19 protein-coding genes are annotated in these 18,503 nt (G+C 50.2%); 9 read left to right on the top strand and 10 right to left on the bottom strand.

Going from position 1 to position 18,503, the window contains the following annotated elements; translation table 11 throughout:
* Positions 1–473: 473 nt before the first annotated feature.
* The 5 genes from sufU to BUA24_RS06130 all read right to left on the bottom strand — a co-directional run bounded on the left by sufU (position 474) and on the right by BUA24_RS06130 (position 4,302).
* Positions 474–950 (bottom strand): Fe-S cluster assembly sulfur transfer protein SufU, encoded by a 477-nt coding sequence (gene sufU / locus BUA24_RS06150; protein ID WP_072790021.1) that lies wholly within the window; start codon positions 948–950, stop codon positions 474–476.
* 14 nt (positions 951–964) lie between these two features.
* Positions 965–2,233 (bottom strand): aminotransferase class V-fold PLP-dependent enzyme, encoded by a 1,269-nt coding sequence (locus BUA24_RS06145; RefSeq protein ID WP_245790321.1) that lies wholly within the window; start codon positions 2,231–2,233, stop codon positions 965–967.
* Positions 2,218–2,967 (bottom strand): Fe-S cluster assembly ATPase SufC, encoded by a 750-nt coding sequence (gene sufC / locus BUA24_RS06140; RefSeq protein ID WP_072790019.1) that lies wholly within the window; start codon positions 2,965–2,967, stop codon positions 2,218–2,220. The genes BUA24_RS06145 and sufC overlap by 16 nt, the downstream gene beginning before the upstream one ends.
* Before the next feature lie 64 nt (positions 2,968–3,031).
* Complete coding sequence (locus BUA24_RS06135) at positions 3,032–3,613, bottom strand: nitroreductase family protein (RefSeq protein ID WP_072790017.1); 582 nt, start codon at positions 3,611–3,613, stop codon at positions 3,032–3,034.
* An 80-nt stretch (positions 3,614–3,693) separates the two neighbouring features.
* A complete protein-coding gene (locus BUA24_RS06130; protein WP_072790014.1) occupies positions 3,694–4,302 on the bottom strand; it encodes an MBL fold metallo-hydrolase in 609 nt (202 codons plus the stop codon).
* A 109-nt stretch (positions 4,303–4,411) separates the two neighbouring features.
* Between BUA24_RS06130 and BUA24_RS06125 the strand changes: the two genes are divergently transcribed.
* The 3 genes from BUA24_RS06125 (at position 4,412) to BUA24_RS06115 (ending at position 7,061) form a co-directional block, all read left to right on the top strand.
* Entirely contained in the window at positions 4,412–5,527 is a 1,116-nt protein-coding gene (locus BUA24_RS06125; protein ID WP_072790011.1) for an acyl-CoA dehydrogenase family protein, read from the top strand.
* A 722-nt stretch (positions 5,528–6,249) separates the two neighbouring features.
* Positions 6,250–6,669, top strand: a complete 420-nt coding sequence (locus tag BUA24_RS06120; RefSeq protein WP_072790008.1) for a DUF1707 domain-containing protein — start codon at positions 6,250–6,252, stop codon at positions 6,667–6,669.
* 29 nt (positions 6,670–6,698) lie between these two features.
* On the top strand, positions 6,699–7,061 hold the full coding sequence (locus BUA24_RS06115) for a carboxymuconolactone decarboxylase family protein (protein ID WP_072790005.1): 363 nt from the start codon (positions 6,699–6,701) through the stop codon (positions 7,059–7,061).
* Here BUA24_RS06115 and BUA24_RS06110 read toward each other — a convergent pair.
* Positions 7,051–7,896, bottom strand: a complete 846-nt coding sequence (locus tag BUA24_RS06110) for an ATP-grasp domain-containing protein (RefSeq protein ID WP_072790003.1) — start codon at positions 7,894–7,896, stop codon at positions 7,051–7,053. The two genes, BUA24_RS06115 and BUA24_RS06110, sit on opposite strands and share 11 nt — an antisense overlap.
* Positions 7,893–8,810 carry an ATP-grasp domain-containing protein gene (locus BUA24_RS06105; RefSeq protein WP_072790000.1) on the bottom strand — a complete coding sequence of 306 codons (918 nt, stop codon included), beginning with the start codon at positions 8,808–8,810 and terminating at the stop codon, positions 7,893–7,895. The genes BUA24_RS06110 and BUA24_RS06105 overlap by 4 nt, the downstream gene beginning before the upstream one ends.
* An 84-nt stretch (positions 8,811–8,894) precedes the next feature.
* Between BUA24_RS06105 and BUA24_RS06100 the strand changes: the two genes are divergently transcribed.
* Positions 8,895–9,629, top strand: a complete 735-nt coding sequence (locus BUA24_RS06100; RefSeq protein WP_072789997.1) for a hypothetical protein — start codon at positions 8,895–8,897, stop codon at positions 9,627–9,629.
* Between the two features lie 21 nt (positions 9,630–9,650).
* Here BUA24_RS06100 and thiE read toward each other — a convergent pair whose 3' ends face one another.
* The 3 genes from thiE to aceE form a co-directional block, all read right to left on the bottom strand.
* Positions 9,651–10,268, bottom strand: coding sequence for a thiamine phosphate synthase (gene thiE, locus BUA24_RS06095; RefSeq protein WP_072789994.1), 618 nt, complete (start codon positions 10,266–10,268; stop codon positions 9,651–9,653).
* A gap of 24 nt (positions 10,269–10,292) precedes the next feature.
* Positions 10,293–10,850 (bottom strand): HhH-GPD-type base excision DNA repair protein, encoded by a 558-nt coding sequence (locus BUA24_RS06090; protein ID WP_072789991.1) that lies wholly within the window; start codon positions 10,848–10,850, stop codon positions 10,293–10,295.
* 64 nt (positions 10,851–10,914) lie between these two features.
* Positions 10,915–13,665 carry a pyruvate dehydrogenase (acetyl-transferring), homodimeric type gene (gene aceE / locus BUA24_RS06085; protein ID WP_072789988.1) on the bottom strand — a complete coding sequence of 917 codons (2,751 nt, stop codon included), beginning with the start codon at positions 13,663–13,665 and terminating at the stop codon, positions 10,915–10,917.
* Between the two features lie 106 nt (positions 13,666–13,771).
* On the opposite strand from aceE, the gene BUA24_RS06080 reads away from it, so the two are divergent.
* The 5 genes from BUA24_RS06080 to BUA24_RS06060 form a co-directional block, all read left to right on the top strand.
* On the top strand, positions 13,772–14,197 hold the full coding sequence (locus BUA24_RS06080) for a ribonuclease H family protein (protein ID WP_072789985.1): 426 nt from the start codon (positions 13,772–13,774) through the stop codon (positions 14,195–14,197).
* 722 nt (positions 14,198–14,919) lie between these two features.
* Complete coding sequence (locus tag BUA24_RS06075; protein WP_072790036.1) at positions 14,920–15,687, top strand: SDR family NAD(P)-dependent oxidoreductase; 768 nt, start codon at positions 14,920–14,922, stop codon at positions 15,685–15,687.
* Between the two features lie 74 nt (positions 15,688–15,761).
* Entirely contained in the window at positions 15,762–16,679 is a 918-nt protein-coding gene (locus BUA24_RS06070; RefSeq protein WP_072789984.1) for an aldo/keto reductase, read from the top strand.
* Between the two features lie 198 nt (positions 16,680–16,877).
* On the top strand, positions 16,878–18,278 hold the full coding sequence (gene lpdA, locus BUA24_RS06065; RefSeq protein ID WP_072790032.1) for a dihydrolipoyl dehydrogenase: 1,401 nt from the start codon (positions 16,878–16,880) through the stop codon (positions 18,276–18,278).
* A 7-nt stretch (positions 18,279–18,285) separates the two neighbouring features.
* On the top strand, positions 18,286–18,503 hold a 218-nt coding region (locus BUA24_RS06060), incomplete at its 3' end, for a biotin/lipoyl-containing protein (RefSeq protein WP_419187300.1).

Here is an 18,503-nt window from a genome sequence, read left to right as displayed (position 1 = left end):
TATGTCCACACTGTGATGAACCGGTTGCCTACTTGGATCTCGATAACTGATAGACACTCTACTTCCACTGTCAAGGACTAAATAAAGATCAAAAGTCGATGACAGTTCTATAACCATTTCCTAAGATAGACACAGTTCCAAAGACCCTATGGCCTATTTGCACAACTTTAGGCACACGACCTGCTTACATGGCCCAATCGATGGGCATGGTTGGAGATAGTTCTGACAACACTATGGCATAAGTCTTTGTGGGCGTCACTCAAAAAAGAGCTCGTCTACCGAAGCGAATTTAACACAATATAGGAGGCGAGAACCGCAATCTTTGAGGGGATCTAAGTGGTACAGCTGCAAGAGGCTTCATTTGAGCATCGACTATGTATCGCTAATGAAGTTCGAACAAGCCGCTACGATACAGGCCGCATAGGTAAGCGGGGTTCAGTGTCCCATTTGGTGAGCAAGTCCAGTCCTGACATCTAGCTTTGTACGGCGCTCTCAAGGGCTTGGACAAGAGTGTTCCACGGGAGCGTTGCGCACTTTATCCGTACTGGGAACTTTACGACACCCTGAAGAGCAATGAGCTCTCCTACGGTGCGCTCATTGATAGGCTCAAAGGGGATGATCTCCTCTCCATATAGATCGCTATCCTCTTCTAGCGCCATCATCTTCTTGAAGGTCTTTACAGCCCTGCGAACCTCAGACAACGGCTTGCCCTTTACTGCAGTGGTCATAAGTGATGCAGAAGAGCGGGATATAGAACATCCTTGTCCCTCGATCCTTATGTCCTTCAACTCCTCGTCTTCAATTAGTAAGTAGACCCGAACCTCGTCTCCGCAGAGTGGATTGTATCCCTGTTCCATTACCGCAGGGGGGGTCGGTAACGTGCCATGGTTCCTCGGATTTTTATAGTGATCAAGTATGATCTCTCTGTAGAGGTCCTCAAGACCTGACATTGTTGAATCCCCTTCTATCTAAAAAATTCCACAGTCTTTACTAGGGCGCTGACCAGTGAATCTACATCACTTTCTGTGTTGTAGAGGTAAAAAGACGCGCGCGCCGTTGCGGGGACGTTTAGTGACGTCATTAGTGGCTTGGCGCAGTGGTGCCCTGCTCTTACGCAAACACCTTCTTGGTCAAGTATTTGAGAAACGTCGTGGGGATGAACATCTTTGAGCTCAAAGGAGATGACCCCACTTCGTGCACTAGGGTTCTCTGGTCCAAATATCTTGATCTCAGATCCGAGTCTCTCGTGCAGCTGTTCCATAGCATAGGAGGTGAGACTGAGTTCGTGAGCTCTTATGTTCTCCAAGCCGATCTCTTCTAGGTAGGTTAGCGCAGCGCTCAACCCCACCGCCTCAGCGATCGGAGGTGTACCTGCTTCAAACTTATGAGGTATGTCGTTAGTTGTGAATCCCTCGGTGGTGACGTTTCGAATCATCTCTCCACCTCCCAAGAAGGGATACATCTCCTCTAGTATCGAAGTCCTCGCCCAGAGGGCGCCTATACCCGTTGGGCCAAGCATCTTGTGGCCCGTGATGCAGTAAGCATCTACTCCTAACACTTGGAGATTCGTAGGCAGATGGGGAGAGTACTGTGCTCCGTCAGCTATGACGATTGCACCTTCTTGATGAGCGTACTCCGTGAGTTGCTTGATGGGGTTTAAAGTTCCTAGTACGTTAGAAGCCATTGTAACTCCGAGGATCTTCACACCCTTTAGCTGTTGCTCAATGTTGTCTAGAACCAGTTGGCCTTCGGCATCAATATCGATGAACCTAATTTCAAAGCCGATCTGCTCTCTCAGGATCATCCAAGGGACGATGTTTGCGTGGTGCTCCATCTTGGTCAACAGGACGACATCGTTAGGACCTAAGATTTTTCTGCCGTATCCGTGAGCGAACAGGTTGAACGCTTCGGTGGCGTTCTTGGTAAAAACGATCTCTAGCTCTGGCTTTGGAGCTCCCAAGAAACGACCAAGGTGAGAGCGGGCCTCTTCGTAAAGGTTCGTTGCCTGCTCTGCTACCCGATACACACCGCGATGTACGTTGGCATGAGTCGTATGATAGTAGCTATCCATAGCCTCCAATACCTTCGAAGGTCGTTGTGCAGAGGCTGCTGAATCCAGATACACAAAGGGATCTTGACCAACCTCTTTGAAGATAGGAAAGTCTTGCTTTACAGTTTGAGCGTCCAGAACCTTATCGTTATCAGGCAGTTCAACTACTAGTTCGTTCGCCACTTTTCGTATCCACTCCTTTCGAGTGCAAGGGCTAGGTCGGCTTTGCCCGACTCTACAATCTTTCCGCCGATGGCTATGTGGACAAAGTCCGGTTCAAGGTAGCTAAGAATTCGGTTGTAGTGCGTGATCAACAGCACACCCATCTCGGGTCTTTCGCCTCTTACCTCAGCGACTCCGTCCGCCACTGTTCTAAGTGCATCGATATCGAGTCCCGAATCCGTCTCATCTAAGAGAGCCAAGTCGGGCTCAAGTAGAGCCATCTGTAGAATCTCATTTCGTTTTTTCTCTCCGCCAGAGAATCCTGCATTTAGGTGGCGCTCGGCGAAAACGGGATCCATTCCAAGTCTGTCCATCCACTCCATAAGAGCGAAGCGAACCTCCAAGGCAGATACATCGATACCCTTGCGAGCAGAGATCGCCTGGCGAAGAAACTGTACAACTGAGACTCCTGATATCTCTTCGGGATACTGGAATGCGAGGAACATCCCTGCCTTCGCCTTGGTGTCAGGAGTCCACAAGGTGACGTCTTCTCCTTTGAAGCGGACCGTCCCTTCGGTAATTGCGTAGGCGGGGTTAGACATCAAGGCGTTGGCTAGCGTTGACTTCCCGGCCCCATTTGGACCCATGATCACGTGGAGCTCCCCAGGAGCGATCTTGAGGTCCAGGCCTTTTAGGATCTTTGCACCGTCGGCCTCAACGTGGAGGTTTTCTACCTCCAGGAGCATCTCTTTCATAGAGCTTATTCTACCCTCTTGAATTTATACTACGACGATACTACAAATATACTGCCAAAGTCCCCTAAATCTCTGGGCGCCAGTAATGCACCAACTCCGTTACCTCGGGGTCTCGTGCCTCTTCGTCAGGTATCGTTGCTGTTCCGATGTAGATCCATCCGATGATATGGTCTTTTGCGTCTAATCCAAGTTGATCCTTGATAAATGGATCGTAGGTTGCTTCTCCGGTTCTCCACATCGTGTCGTAACCAAGGGACTTTGCAGCGACGAGGACGTTCTCGGTTGCGGCAGCGGCAGACAAAATCTGTTCTATCTCAGGGATTCTTGAATCTTGATCGACCCTTGCAACCGCTACTACCACCAATGGAGCTCGATCGAGTTTTGTCGACTCTTTTTGAATCTGTCCTTCGGTCGGTACGCGACCTTTCGATTTTGCGCGCGCATAAAGAGCCTGAAGGAGTACCTCGTTGAATGCTTTCTTGGTGTTATCCTCTAAGACTACGAAGGAAAACGGTTTTAGGCTGCCGTGATCAGGAGCGTTCGCTGCTGCCTTGAAGATCAGTTGGAGTTCTTCGGCAGTGGGTCCAGGTTCAGACAGACGACCGACAGACCGGCGTGATAAGAGGTTGGTGATCGTTTCGTTCATGGTGAAGCGCTTTCTCCGTCAGTTGATCAGTTCTGTGGCGATTGGCCGTTTTAGACGTGTTAGCGACCATTCGCCGGGCGTTACCATCCTCTTGCTACCCATTCATCTAGATGTGGGCTCTCATTGCCTACGGTGGTGAAGTCACCATGTCCTGGTAGTAAGAGGGTTTTGGGTTGGAATGATCTAAAGATGCGATTCTCTATCGAGTCAATGATCTTGTTGAAGTCTCCTCCTTCGAACTTTGTGGCGCCGGGTCCCCCTGGAAAAAGGGTGTCTCCCGTGAACAATATGTCGTGTTCTATGAGCTCGAAACACAGTGAACCCTCGGTGTGGCCTGGCGTGTGTATGACCCGCAAAGCTTGACGACCAAAGGTAATGACTTGACCGTCTTCTATGGTCTGATCGTAGCTAGGCAGTCGACTGGCATCTTCAATGGACACTGAAACATCGATTCCAGCGTCTCTTACTGCCTCCACCGCTCCTATATGATCCCAGTGCCCGTGAGTTTCGAGTACTCTTATTACCCCAAGTGTCTTGGATAACTCAAGAAGCCGTTCGTGTTCGTTTGCAGCGTCGATAAGTATCGACTCCCCGGTCTGATTGCATTGCACTATGAAGACGTTGTTAGCGATTGGTCCAACGACAACTCTGTAGATGGAAACGTCGTCAAAGCGTATCTCCGCGTCCAATTTTTTCCCTCGATAAGTTGTAGTATATTGACAGCTTAGTGACCGGTGGGTAACCGTTCAATGTGCTCTACTTGCAGTTTACCCTACGGGTCGCCGTTTAGGAGGAAGAATGAACTTTGCCTTTAGTGAAGAACAGCAGGAGCTGCGCAACTCTGTGAGGAGATTTCTAGAAGACAAGTCTCCGATATCCAATGTTAGAAAGGTGATGGAGACCGAGTCCGGGGTTGACGAGGTACTCTGGACGCAGGCTGCCGAACAGCTAGGTCTTTGTGGTATCGCGATTCCTGAAGCCTACGGTGGTCTGGGTTTTGGGTCGGTCGAGCAAGCGATTGTACTCGAAGAGCTGGGACGTGCTTTGGCTCCGATCCCGTATCTTTCATCAGTTGTCTTAGGTGCGAACGCAATCATGCTGTCGTCGGACGAAGAGGCAAAGTCTAAGTTGTTACCCCTAATAAGCTCAGGAGAAGGACGTGTGGCAGTCGCAATGTTTGAAAAGCCTCACGACGTCGGGGTGACGGAATGTGAGACTAAGGCGACAGCAGATGGTGGGAACTATAGGCTTCAAGATACGAAGCGCTACGTTATCGACGGCCAGGTGGCTTCAGACCTGCTAGTCTTTGCAAAGGGGCCGCAAGGTATCTCGCTGTTTCATGTCGAGGCAAAGTCGGCGGGAGTTGTAGTTTCTGAACAGCCTTCGTTAGACCTGACCAGACGGTTGGCTATTGTAGAACTGAATGACGCCCCTGCTTCGTTGCTCGGTTCGGAGGGATCCGGAGAGGAGATCTTTGAACGTCTAAGGGATATTGCTTGTGTGCAACTCGCTAATGAGATGATGGGTGGAGCACAAAGAGTTCTGGAGATGGCGGTTGACTACGCCAAGGTAAGGATCCAGTTCGGACGACCGATCGGCAGCTTTCAGGCGATCAAGCACAAGTGCGCTGATATGTTGGTTGAGGTAGAGTCGGGCAAATCTGCAGCATACTACGGTGCCTGGGCTGCTGACAACGACCCAGAGGAGCTTAGAGTAGCAGCACCTTTAGCCAAGGCTTTCTGCGCAGACGCTTTTTACCTGGCTGCCTCGGAGAACATCCAGATACACGGTGGTATAGGATTTACGTGGGAGCACGATGCTCATCTATACTTCAAAAGAGCAAAGTCATCTCAACTGATGTTTGGAGACTCTTCCTACTTCAGGTCAAAGCTAGCCACCTCCATCGGAATCTAGGTCTTGCAAGACTTGCGGCGGATGGTTGAATGAGGTTTCTTTGAGCAGAGCCGACTAAGCGCATTTGGCTGTTTAACTCGCTGTGTAGTTCCAGATGGACTATTTATCCCTCCGAGAGTTGGAGAGGATGTGTCACTGTTATTTGGATATCCTTCGTGGTGGCGATCTCGTTACGATGCAAATAATCGCCTTGATTATCGCTGCCACCATGGAAAGATTTGCCTTCATCTCTTCGGACTAAGGCGTATCCGGCAACTCCTTCTTATATCTGAGCTTGCATCAGATGTAAGTTTGCCAACCGTAGCTGTAGATGGTCAAACTTCACTTTAGCGGTGGTTAGAAAGCCCTCCAAAGATCAAATGGGTGGGTTAGTGCTATCGAGAGTTATGACATAGGCCCGAGGGTGGTTGTCCTAGATAGGTTTGGAGCGTGACTGGTGCTTGATTTGCAACTACTAGTACAAAGTGCTGGCTACATTCCGATGGCGGAAACCTTCCTTGTTGGCGGAGACTGAAAACAAGTTCGGCTGAGTGCCGTGGATCAAGTGATAGCCAAAGGACGCCGATAGAGAAAGTTGCAACTCCGTGAGGTGCTCTATTGGGTGATGATTATCAATTCGAAGTCAGCACCCTAGCCAGCGCATGCTGGGTTTAGAGAAACTCTTACTTCAGATATCGCTAGAATGTGTTCGTGGGTAGAAGGTCAGTTGGAGCCTATCACAGTTGTTTGGAGAGCCAAGAGTGCCTCGTTGGATGATCAAGGTTACCGAAGACGACGTAGAGCGGGCGAAAGCCCTGCTTCTCGACTCGTTGCGTAGCGGGAAGATTAATCACTCCGAGTACATAGTCAGGCTTGGAGCCATCGAGAAAGCAAAGTACGTTGGTGATCTTTACGACCAGGTGTTTGCGAGTTCATCTGCGCTACGTCGTCGAGGTGGGCGTCGTTTTCTTAGTGTGCGTAAGCTGAACTTGTTGTCATTGATAGTGGCGGTGTCGGTCTTTCTCGGTGTCGGGGCTAGAAGCTCGATAACATGGGTGGTGGTGGCGTTAGTGGCGTTCGTGACCCTTTTTGCAAATGCTATGAAGCTCTGGCGAACGAATCAGATTACCAAGAGATCTGCAAAGCGCTCCGTAGATCTTTAGGTAAGTAGGACAACTAGGAAGGAACAGCTGTGTCTGAAGGCAAGTACCACGACCTCTCTGAGTCGCTTCGAGACTCGGGAAGGGAGTTGCGAAAGCATATCCCGGAGGTCTATCGAGGGTTTGCTGGACTTCATCGGGCTGCTTATGAAGATGGAGCTCTAAGTGGCAAGTTTAAAGAGTTACTGGCCTTGGTGATCGCCATATCTCAAGAGTGTGATGGATGTATTGTCAGTCACGTCTCTTCTGCAATTCGCAAAGGTGCCACCGAACAAGAAGTGGCTGAGGCTATTGGAGTTGCCATTGCGATGATGGGAGGTCCAGGTACCGTCTGGGGACCTCGAGCCTTCGAGGTTTATCAAGAGTATGCGGTCAAGGAAGAGACTAGGACTTAGCGTATCGCTGTACAAAGTTGGCGATAGCGGTAGTGGGGTCTTTCCCAAGTATATAAAGGGCTCTAAAACCAACAGGATCCTCGATCTCTCCAAGAATACAGCTGTTCCTTGTCTCAATGATATCGATTCCATAGAGCCCGCTTCCTAGCACAGATTTGATCCTTTTGGCGACGGAGTGGACTTCATCGGGCGGCGCAGATATCGATATAGAGCTGCCACACGCGTAGTTTGCTCTAAACTCTCCTGGCCTGGGTACCTTCTTTACCCAGGCAAAAATCTCATCTCCAACTACGTAAGCTCTCCATTCAGCCACGACGTCATGTACAAAGGGCTGAACGACCAGATTGTTTGACGTGGCACAAGGTATGTACCTTTGGGCGGATATCGGGTCGGAAACTAAGAAGACACTATCCCCACCGTGACCAAATCGATCTTTTACGACATATGGATAATCGAACGGAAGATCTTTCAGTTGCTCCGGGGTCAAGACTTTCGTCGGTGGGGTAGCGATACTCATCTCCTTTGCAAAGATGTACGTGCTGTACTTGTCGGTTGCCAGCTTAAGCAGCCACGGATCGTTCAGCACTTTGATCTGGAGCTGCGATAGTGCTGTAGCGAGTGAGGTATCTCTCGACCGCATCAAGATAAGGGCTACATCTGAACAGGTCGACGCCAGGCCTTTGTTGCTATAGTTCTTAATCGTCTCGGTGCTTAGTACCTTGGTTTTTACGCCTGAACCCCTTAGCGCACCTCTAAGTTGCTTTACGAAAAATTGATTTCTCTTTAGTTCGTGACGAGAGTAAAGAATGAGAACGTCTTTAGCAGCAGGTGTCATTTGAGTAGATGATCTTCTGTCGTGATCCTGCGGATGCTCTTTGCTAGACATAACGCTACGTCGATGCCAGTGATCTCCGATATGCGTCTAAAGTGGGCGTTTGAGTTGACCTCTAAGACGTAGGCAGACCCTTGTTGATCGACAACTATGTCTACGCCCGCTGTTATTGCTCCAACCGCTTTAGATGCTCTTATGGCCAACTCAGATAGGTGAGGGTGGGGATCGATCGCTATACCAGATGCACCTAGAGTGAGGTTGGCACGAAACTCGCCCCTCTCACTTGGTTGTCTCGCTACTGCAGCGACCATCTTTCCGTCGATGACTTGGAGGCGGAAGTCCTGATTGTTAGGTGTGGCAATGTATCTTTGCAGTAAAAATGCCCGGTCTTTGAAAGAATCGATGTGGGCCAAGAGTTCTTCCCTGTTGTTTGCCCGAAAAACCTCCTTGCCAAAAGACCCCTTTGTGGCTTTCACAACAACGGGGTACCCAAAAATATCTTCTGATTGCACGATGATAGTCTCTCTTGAAGGCTGCCCCGGATAACGCTCAGGTGCAATCAGTGTAGACGGTGTAGGAACTCCTTCTTTGACCAAGTAGAGGTGGGTTAGAGCCTTGTCGTCGCAAACCCTGACCGTATGAGACGAATTTATGGTTATTACGTCCAAAGACTCAAGCGCCAAGTTCAGGGCGGTATCTTTAATCTGCATGACTGCGATATCTGGGAGTTGATCGTTGGTAATCGATATCTGACGCTCCTGCTCGTCAGTAGAGACTAACACTGCGAGCTCCAAAGAGTCGACTACTCTTGCGTGAAGTCCTTCTTTGTTTATGGCTTCGGCTACCAAAGTTGCTTGATCTTGAAACTTAGGGCCGAGTTCTAAGTTGGCAACTATCCAAATCTCTGGCTTGTCCACGGGACTAACATAGTCTCTAGAACCGAAGTTACTCGCCCGTTAGGTTCAAAGGTCAGATAGGTGTTGATGTGAGACGTGGTCAGTATGGATAGCCTGAGAGGGGAGCAAGGAAATCTCGACTTTTACCTTCAGGAAGTTGCTCTCAAAAGTGAAGAACCTCTAAATACCCCAATCTTGGTGTTGTCTCAGGGATTTATACTTGGAGCGAGGCCAACTTCTTTACATGAACAGGGTGTAGAAGCCGCACAAAGAGTGTCGACTCTAACGGGATGGCCAGTTCTTTCCTATTGGCCCTCGGGAGTAGGGGAGTCAGAGGGGGTTTTCTCGGTAGATGGAGCTCTTAAAGACGTTAACTGTGTGATCCGTTCCGTTCGGGGCCTCTATCCCAGTAGAGAGGTAGTGTTCGTTGGCTTCGATGTGATGGGATCGGTTTTCTTAGCCGCTGCGCTATCGTCCGATGAGATATCAGGTGTAGTAGTTGTGGGTAGTGATATTGGTCCTCGAGGTTTGATAGATCCTAGCTCCTTGCTTAGTCGACTGTCGTTGAGTTCTGTGCGTTTAGCATCAGGTTACAACCTTGAGAAGTTGACGGAAGACGTGGAAAAGGTTGAATCGAAGGGCCGCAACGCCTTTGGGAGGATGCCAATTCTTGTGATTGTAACGACTAAGCGTTATCGGTCCAGAGTTGACGTCTTCGCCACAGACATCGTGAGCAATAAAAAGACGGAGATACACTCGTTTCTGACCGACGACGTGTCTTTGCGCTACGATCCTCAGCTGTACGCAGTCTTGGCTGGCTGGCTAGATCGCAACTTCTAGCAAAAAAGCAGGCTGGCCTCTCTAACCGATAGCTCTCCGCAGGGACTGTGCTGCGATGAAAGGATCCTCAGCTTGAACCAGATATCGAACCACAACGAACCTAGTTGCACCTAACTGTTTGAGGTCAGTCACATTCTCTGGTTGAACTCCCCCGGTGACAAAAAAAGGAATGGGGCATACCTCGGATGCGTACTTGAGGTACTTCTTTCCTGTGCCTGGTCTTCCCGGTTTGGTCGGTGTTGGCTCGATGGGTCCCACCGATACGTAATCAACGGGACATCCGACCGCTTCGTCCAGCTCCACTTTGGAGTGAGTTGACAGGCCAAGGATCCTTTTGCGACCAATGATTTGGCGCACGTCTGTGGCTGGAAGGTCCTCTTGTCCTACATGAACGCCATCTGCTTCGCTCATTAGAGCTATGTCAACTCGATCGTTTATGATAAATGGTACGGAGTGTTTCTTGCAGATGGGCTGGATGCCTTGTGCTGCCTTTAAGATCTCTCGGTCACTTGCGCTCTTCTCCCTAAGCTGTACAATGTCTACTCCTCCTAGAATTACGCTCTCAACGAACACTTCTAGATTCGGCACTATCGGCGTGCAGAGATAAAGGCTCCGTTTATCGATGTCGAACTCGTCCACTATGTCGCTCAAGCCTTTGAGATCTCAGTGTTTTTGAGCCTTCATTTGGGCTTTGTACTCTTTGACTAGGCGAAGGGTCTCCTGTGAGGTTATGTCTGCAACTGACATGTGAACCCCTTCTTCCCCAAATGGAGCAGTAGCTTCTCGCCAGCCACTTGGCCGCACGTTAAACTGCTTAGCCAATAGAGCAGCGAAGATCTTGGCCTTTTGTTCCCCGAATCCCGGTAGTGCGCTTATCCTTTGAACAAGATCTTCCCCGTTAGTCGCATCTCGCCAGACCTTAGCAGCATCGTTGCCATAATTGTTTGCAATGATCTCACAAAGTGCAATGCATCGCTTAGCCATGGACCGTGGAAACCTGTGGAGAGCTGGTTTTTGGGAAAAGATCTCTGTAAGCGCGTCTACGTCCATAAGTGCGATGGCTGCAGCGTCTAGGTCGCCGCCGAGTCGTTCCTTTAGGAGGGCCGGCGCGCTGAAGGCTCTCTCCATGGGAATCTGTTGGTCGAGCAGCATGCCGATTAGAAGCGCTAGGGGATCCATCTCTAGAAGTTCGTTGTGACTCTCCTGCGTGGTCAAGTACATCGGAAAAGCTCCTTTTAGTAGCTGGCTGGACGATTTAGTTGAATGAACTTTGGACTAGTCGGTGCTACGGCTTCACCGTTGGGTCGTTGCGTTCATAGGTTATCTTGTAATAAGCGATGGCGTCCTGTACCTCTTCGACCTTCGCCTCGCCCATCCTCATAAGCTGTTCTAAGACAGATACCACTATGTGTCCTTCGTCTATCTCGAAAAACCGCCGCAAAGTCTCCCGGGTGTCGGAACGTCCGAATCCGTCGGTTCCCAAAGAGACGAAGGGACGATCTACAAAGCGAGCGATCTGATCTGGAACCAGCTTCATAAAGTCGCTTACTGCGACTATCGGACCTTCTCCAGTGAGTAACTGAGTCACATAGGGACTTTTAGGTGTCTCGGCCGGGTGTAGTCGATTGAAGCGTTCTACCTCCAAGGCTTCTTGGCGCAGAGACTTGTATGAGGTTACCGAATATGTGGTGACGTCCACGTTGAACCTCTCAGATAAGGTGTGGGCTGCTTCAACCGCCGCTTGCCAGAGCGATCCGGAAAAAAGAATAGTAGCCTTGCGCCTTTTACCCCTTGGGGTCGCCTGAGAGATAGGGTCAAAGTCGTCTTGGTTGCGACTCATCGATACAAATCTGTAAGCGCCCTTGATGATTTGGTCCTTAAGTGTCGCCTCTGTGGTGTCTTTGGGCACAGGTGGCATCACGTAGTTCTCGTTGTACGAAGTTATATAGTACACATGGTCATGACCGCCATCAGGTCCGTACATATCCAAGATGCCGTGTTCCACGATGCACGCGACCTCGTAGGCGAAGGCAGGATCGTAGGCCATAACAGAGGGAACGGTTGATGCAAGTATGTGCGAGTGACCGTCTTGGTGTTGCAGTCCCTCGCCATTTAGAGTTGTTCTCCCAGCTGTTGCTCCCAAGAGGAAGCCCCTTGCTCTAGCATCGTTTGCGGCCCAAAACGCATCCCCGGTCCTTTGGAAACCGAACATTGAATAGAACAGATAGACGGGTAGCATGGGAACATCAAGAGTCGAGTAGGAGGTCCCTGCGGCCATGAACATAGCCGCTGCTCCTGATTCTGTGATGCCCATCTCGAGTATCTGACCGTCTTGAGACTCTGAGTAGGACAGAAGTAAACCGGCGTCTACGGGTGTGTAAAGCTGTCCAGAGGATGCGTAGATTTTGGCTTCTCGAAATAGTGCTTCAAGCCCAAAGGTACGTGCCTCGTCAGGAACGATCGGCACCACATACTTGCCGAACTCGGAGTCCTTTATCAGATTTCTAAGCAACTTTGCGAACGCCATCGTGGTCGAGACCGCCTGCTTGCCGGAACCCAGATAGAACTCCCGGAACACCTCAGATGATGGCATCGGCAGAGATGCTTTCCCGGAGTATCTTTTGGGCAGGTCGCCTCCTAAAACCCTCCGTCGAGTTCTAAGATACTCCGCCTCTGGTGAATCCTCAGGGAGTCTCAGATAAGGCGGCTTCTCTTCATCCAGAGCTGACTCATCTAGAGCGTCCTGCAGATGCAGGCGATCACGCAGTGTAAGTAGCTGCGCCTTCGTCATCTTTTTGATCTGATGCGTCGAGTTACGGGCTTCGATATCTGGACCTAGCGTCCACCCCTTTACCGTCTTAGCCAATATTGCAGTTGGACTTGTCGAGTTACTCATGGCGGTTTTGTAGGCACCGTACAGTTTGCGGTAGTCGTGTCCTCCCCGAGGAAGGGCTTGAAGTTCTTCGTCGCTTAGGTGCTCAACAAGCTTTCGCAGTCTTGGATCTGGACCAAAGAAGTGCTCACGAATGTAGGCTCCAGACTCAGTCGCATACTTTTGGAACTCACCATCAGTGGTGGTGTTCATTTTGTTGAGCAACACTCCGTCGACGTCACGCATGAGGAGTTCGTCCCACTTCGTGCCCCAGATAACTTTGATAACGTTCCATCCAGCGCCACGGAAAAGAGCCTCAAGTTCCTGGATGATCTTTCCGTTGCCTCTTACAGGTCCATCCAGCCGTTGCAGGTTGCAATTCACGACGAACACCAAGTTATCGAGGTGTTCTCGCCCAGCAACAGAGAGTGCTCCAACTGTTTCAGGTTCGTCGAACTCTCCGTCACCAACAAACGCCCAAACCTTTGCTCCTTGGGTGTCTTTGAGGTGGCGATGCTCCATGTAGCGGTTGAACTGAGCCTGGTAGATTGCTGCGATTGGTCCGAGCCCCATTGAGACCGTTGGAAACTGCCAAAATTCCGGCATTAGTCTTGGGTGGGGGTAGGATGACAAACCCTTTCCGTCCACTTCCCTTCGGAATCCATCCATCTGTTCCTCACTGAGCCTACCTTCAATGAAGGCTCGCGCATAGATACCGGGCGAGGCGTGGCCTTGGAAGTAGATCATGTCCGCTACATCTCGATTCTCGCTTCCCCTGAAGAAGTGATTGAATCCTACTTCGTATAAAGCGGCAGACGAGGCGTATGTGGATAGGTGACCTCCTATTCCGTCGGAGGATATGTTGGCTCTAGTAACCATTACCGCTGCGTTCCATCGGATGTAAGCCCTAATTCGGCGCTCTAGGTACTCATCTCCTGGGAACCATGGCTCCTGCTCAGGGGGAATGGTATTTATGTAGGGGGTCGTGACTGTGGCTGGTATCCCAACCTGTTGTTCACGGGCGGCCTCTAGTAGTCTCATTAGGAGATAGGTTGCCCTAGATCGACCTTTTATCTCGACTAACTCATGAAAGGAGTCGAGCCATTCAGAGGTTTCTTCGGGGTCAATGTCTGGAAGCTGGTGAGAAAATCCGTCGAATATCACTTTGTTAGTATTGCACCTCCCGTTCTACTTGTCTACCTTAGCGCGATGAAGTATTTCACTGGTATGGTCGTCGTTAGGATATTGACCTCATCTACAAGGAGTTCTAGTGATAAGAGTTTTTACCGACGGTGCGTGTCTTGGTAATCCGGGACCGGGTGGATGGGCCTGGATCGTCGATGACGATCACTACGACTCAGGGGCGGAGATTATGACCACGAATCAAAGGATGGAACTGACCGCAGTGATCAACGCTCTAAAAAATGTGCTGGGTGACGTAATAGTAGTCTCGGACTCCACATATGTCGTCAACTGTTTCAAAGACGCCTGGTGGAAGAGGTGGGTGAAGAACGGCTGGCGTAACTCGAAGGGTGATCCTGTGGCAAACGCTGATCTTTGGAAAGAGTTGATTCCCATGGCGACGAACCCAAGTCGTAAGGTAGAGTTTGAATGGGTAAAGGGTCACAGCGGGAATCCCCTCAATGAAAGAGCCGACTCTCTCGCACAAAGGGCAGCCCTGGAAGTTAGTAGCTAATGTGCGTGAGCCTTTTCTTGACACTTTTGTAGTCCGGCTAATGCGCCCCATTCTCCTCGAACCTTTACGTGCCTAGATGAACTTGTGTTTTTGTGTCTATGTCAGCGCATCTTCAATTAGATCTTTTTTAGCCGCTCGATGGTATTTGGGGCAAACACTTGAATCCACTTTACAGTGTGAGCCGTCAGATTTACCACACGCAACCTTTGACCAGTTCTGCGACCGCAAGCCCAGTCCGTAAGGGCGGGGAGGTTCACTGATAGCTGGTGGGACCCGACCATGGATCTTGTGATGAGGCCAGATTTAGTCATCTAAAGAGGACTTTTGGCGGCCTTGGAATCGGGTGTTTAAATACGCTTCGGACCCTGCACCATGGGACTTTGGCTTTAGCAGTAACCCGATATAAGAACTAGTTAGAGGATCTCTCTAAGTAGCGGAGTTAAGCAGTAATACTTTGCTTTGTGCTAGAAGTTGATGATCTGCGTGACTGCTCCAACCTGGATCCGTAAAAAACAATCATCGATCATGCTTATCAAGTACGTGTCGATTGAGGAATCGTTCAGATGGTTTCACTGGTTTGCAGGTGTCAGGCACCAGGTCGCTGGCTGAGACGTTGCTAGTTCTACTAAGTGTAAGTTCTACCAAGGAGTTAGCGGTGAAGGCGTATGTGAGCTTATTGTAGGTGGTGTGACAGTTTGAAATTTATGACCTAGTGTGTGTGCATGGAGTTAAATGGAGTAGCAGCAGTTGTAACTGGTGGGGCATCTGGTCTTGGGCTTGCCACCACCCATGCGTTGGTGAGTCAGGGTGCCCATGTTGTTGTGCTCGATCGTGATGAGGAGAAAGCCAGGAAGCTTGCAGAGGCTTTGGGAGACAAGGTGACAGTCTCCATTACCGACGTAACCGATCGAAAGGAAATAGAGTCAACCCTGGGATCCATAGCTAGCGACTTGCCCCTCAGGGTTGCAGTGAACTGTGCCGGTATTGGCGTGGCAAAGCGCGTTCTTAGTCGCGATGGAGCGCCTCACGATGTCGAATCGTTCTCAAAGGTCATACAGGTGAACCTGATCGGTACCTTCAACGTCATGGCGGTGGCCGCTTCTATAATGGCAAAGACGGATCCGCTGGAGTTCGGTGAAAGAGGTGTGGTTGTAAACACAGCTTCGATTGCAGCCTTCGATGGACAGATTGGTCAAATTGCATATTCAGCGTCTAAGGGTGGAATCGTGGGTATGACGCTGCCGGCTGCTAGGGACTTAGCGGTGGTGGGCGTGAGGGTGGTAACTATAGCTCCGGGAATCATTGACACCCCACTACTAGGTAGTTTGCCAGAAGAAGCAAGAGCAGCTCTGGCTGCTGGTGTGCCATTTCCACATCGGCTAGGTACTCCCGAGGACTACGCCAAGTTGGTGCTTTCGATTTGCGACAACGGATACATAAACGGCGAGGTGATCAGGCTCGATGGAGCGCTAAGAATGGCCCCGAAGTAACAGATAGAGTCTGATGTGACTAACCGATAGGTCGGCTGTGCATATTTTGTTCAGTTGCCTTAGCATAACTAACTATGAAGTTCGTAAAGCTTGGAGATGATTCGGTATCTGCTATCGGCGTTGGCACTTGGCAGTTTGGTTCCAAAGAATGGGGATATGGAGGAAGCTACGCGCAGTCGACAGCAAAGGAGATTCTGCACAGAGCAATCGAGCTCAAGGTTAACTTCATTGACACGGCAGAACTCTACGGATTTGGAGCGTCGGAGAAGATCGTGGGAGGGACGGTAGAGACTGACCGATCTAAAGCCTTCCTGGCGACAAAGTTCTTTCCGATAGTTCCGCTCCCTTCTGTCTTGGTGGAGCGAGCCTATTCAAGTGCAAAGCGGCTCAAGACCGATGTGATCGATCTGTACCAGCTTCACTTCCCGAACGCACTTTTCCCTCTGGAGTTGCAAGTAGGTGGGATTAGAAGACTGTTAGACCGAGGAACCATAAGGTATGCTGGCGTCTCTAATTTTTCCCTTGATTACTGGAAGCGAGCAGAACTCACACTGGGGAGACCACTGATATCGAATCAGGTTCATCTTTCGCTCATAACTCAAGGTCCTTTGTTGGAGATGCATCCTTGGGCGTTAGCTCACGATAGAGTACTGATCGCATACTCTCCTTTGGAGCAAGGTTTGCTCGGCGGGCGCTACGGCGTCGATTCCAAGCCGAGCGGGTTTAGGCGATATACGCCCAACTTCAGAGACGAGTTCCTCCTAAAGGCTCGACCGCTTCTCTCTCGCCTCAATGAGTTGGCTCGGACTTACGATGCTACACCAGCACAGATCTCGCTTGCATGGCTTTTGAAGTTGCCCAATGTTGTTGTCATCCCCGGAGCGTCTTCCGTGTCACAACTTGAAGCTAACGTGAGGTCTGTTGAGATCGACCTAAGTGACGATGAGTTTGAGGAACTTCGAGAGATGGGGCATGCTCTGAGTCGAAAATAGGTCGCTAGTTGAACGCTATCCACTTATCACGCAAGGAGTCGTATTTGCCGACAGATAAGAGATCAGTTGTGTTTAACTTGTGTTGTGTGTTGTATTCTTTGTCTGCAGACATCTTGTAGTTTTGCTTTGTTCCTATATTCGTTCAGTTATAGGAGAGGTTGATCGGGTCACGAAGTAGTGTATAACCGTGGTGAGGAGGTGAGACCGATCTCTAACGAGTTTGATGTTGTTGTTCTAGGTGGTGGACCAGGAGGTTATGCGGCGGCTCTCTATGGGGCGTCCGCTGGTCTTAGTGTGTGCGTGGTGGAGAAGGAAAAGGTAGGAGGTACCTGTCTCCATAGGGGTTGTGTTCCTGCTAAAGAGTATTTAGAGACGGCTTCAGTTTATAGGACTGTCCTTGAAGCCTCCGAGTTTGGCATCTCTTCTCCCTCGCCTACGTACGACTTTTCTGTGGCACAATCAAGAAAGCAGAAAGTCGTCGATCAATTATGGCGCGGCCTTAGCGGGTTGATGAAGGGACGCGGTATCGCTATCGTGGAGGCGTCTGGACGTTATGAGGGCAACGGCATGGTCTCCCTATCCGATGGAAACACAGTTCATGGTGAGAGTATAATTTTAGCTACCGGCTCGGTGCCACGTACCTTTCCCGGATTTGAGCCTGACGGCCGTTACGTGATGACCTCCGATGAGTTCCTGGCGCTTAATGAACTTCCCCAATCTGTGGCGGTTGTTGGTGGAGGAGCGATAGGTTGTGAGTTTGCTTCAATGCTTTGTGATATGGGAGCTGAAGTTACTATCATCGAGGCGCTCCCTTCGATACTTGCGGGCTGTGACGAGGATATTGCCGATGTGGTGAAGAGATCCTTTAGGAAAAGGGGTATCACTATCCATACTGGAACCTCTGTTACCGCCCATCAACCCGACGGCGACTACACCAAGCTCCTGTTTGGAGACGGCCAAGAGTTGAGGGTAAACGCTATTATCGTCTCGGTCGGTCGGAGGCCGAACACCGATGCTATGTTGGGGTCAGACGCTTCGGTAGAGCTGGATGCTAGAGGATTTGTGAAGGTTGATCCATACATGCGAACCAGCGAGCAAGGTGTATACGCAATTGGTGATATTGTCAATACTGCCCAATTAGCGCACGTTGGGTTTGCCGAAGCAATCGTAGCTATAAAGACAATCCTCGGCGAATATGCTGTTCCAGTCGAGTATTCCTCGGTTCCATGGTGTATCTACACCAACCCAGAGGTTGCGTTTGCCGGACTTACCGAGAACCAGGCTCGTAACATGGGTTATGACATTTTGGTCAAAAAAGATCAGTTCGGTGGTAATTCGAGGGCAAGGATCCTCGGTGAAACTCAAGGCATGGTGAAGATAGTGGCGGAGAGACTGTCGAACGGTAAAGCGGGAAAGATTCTCGGTGTGCATATGGTAGGTCCCTGGGTTACCGAGCAGTTGGGCCAGGGGTATCTGGCGGTTAACTGGGAGGCGACGCCAGAAGAAATTGGTCAGTTCATACAGCCACACCCCACGTTATCTGAGTCGTTTGGTGAAACAGTTCTAGCTCTAACAGGAAGGGGTTTGCACATTGGCTGAGATCAGAATGCCGCAGCTGGGTGAATCAGTGACCGAAGGAACGATCACAAAGTGGTTGAAAAAAGTAGGAGATACAGTCGAAAAAGACGAACCGCTATTCGAGGTATCCACCGACAAGGTGGACTCTGAGGTACCGTCAAATGAGGCGGGAGTCGTGACCGAGATCCTTGTCGATGAGGGAGATACCGTAGAGGTTGGAGCTGTGCTGGCCATTGTTGGTGATTC

The sequence above is a fragment of the Ferrithrix thermotolerans DSM 19514 genome (assembly GCF_900128965.1).
Taxonomy (GTDB): Bacteria; Actinomycetota; Acidimicrobiia; order Acidimicrobiales; family Acidimicrobiaceae; genus Ferrithrix; species Ferrithrix thermotolerans.
Note: the sequence above shows the minus strand (reverse complement) of the source record. Positions and strands in the feature narration are given on the sequence as shown.

Excerpts from the sequence above, each read along its gene's own strand:
- sufU (WP_072790021.1), bottom strand. The coding sequence starts at position 950 with ATGTCAGGTCTTGAGGACCTCTACAGAGAGATCATACTTGATCACTAT.
- sufC (WP_072790019.1), bottom strand. The coding sequence starts at position 2,967 with ATGAAAGAGATGCTCCTGGAGGTAGAAAACCTCCACGTTGAGGCCGAC.
- BUA24_RS06135 (WP_072790017.1), bottom strand. The coding sequence starts at position 3,613 with ATGAACGAAACGATCACCAACCTCTTATCACGCCGGTCTGTCGGTCGT.
- BUA24_RS06125 (WP_072790011.1), top strand. The coding sequence starts at position 4,412 with ATGAACTTTGCCTTTAGTGAAGAACAGCAGGAGCTGCGCAACTCTGTG.
- BUA24_RS06110 (WP_072790003.1), bottom strand. The coding sequence starts at position 7,896 with ATGACACCTGCTGCTAAAGACGTTCTCATTCTTTACTCTCGTCACGAA.
- BUA24_RS06100 (WP_072789997.1), top strand. The coding sequence starts at position 8,895 with ATGGATAGCCTGAGAGGGGAGCAAGGAAATCTCGACTTTTACCTTCAG.
- BUA24_RS06090 (WP_072789991.1), bottom strand. The coding sequence starts at position 10,850 with ATGTACTTGACCACGCAGGAGAGTCACAACGAACTTCTAGAGATGGAT.
- BUA24_RS06075 (WP_072790036.1), top strand. The coding sequence starts at position 14,920 with ATGGAGTTAAATGGAGTAGCAGCAGTTGTAACTGGTGGGGCATCTGGT.
- BUA24_RS06070 (WP_072789984.1), top strand. The coding sequence starts at position 15,762 with ATGAAGTTCGTAAAGCTTGGAGATGATTCGGTATCTGCTATCGGCGTT.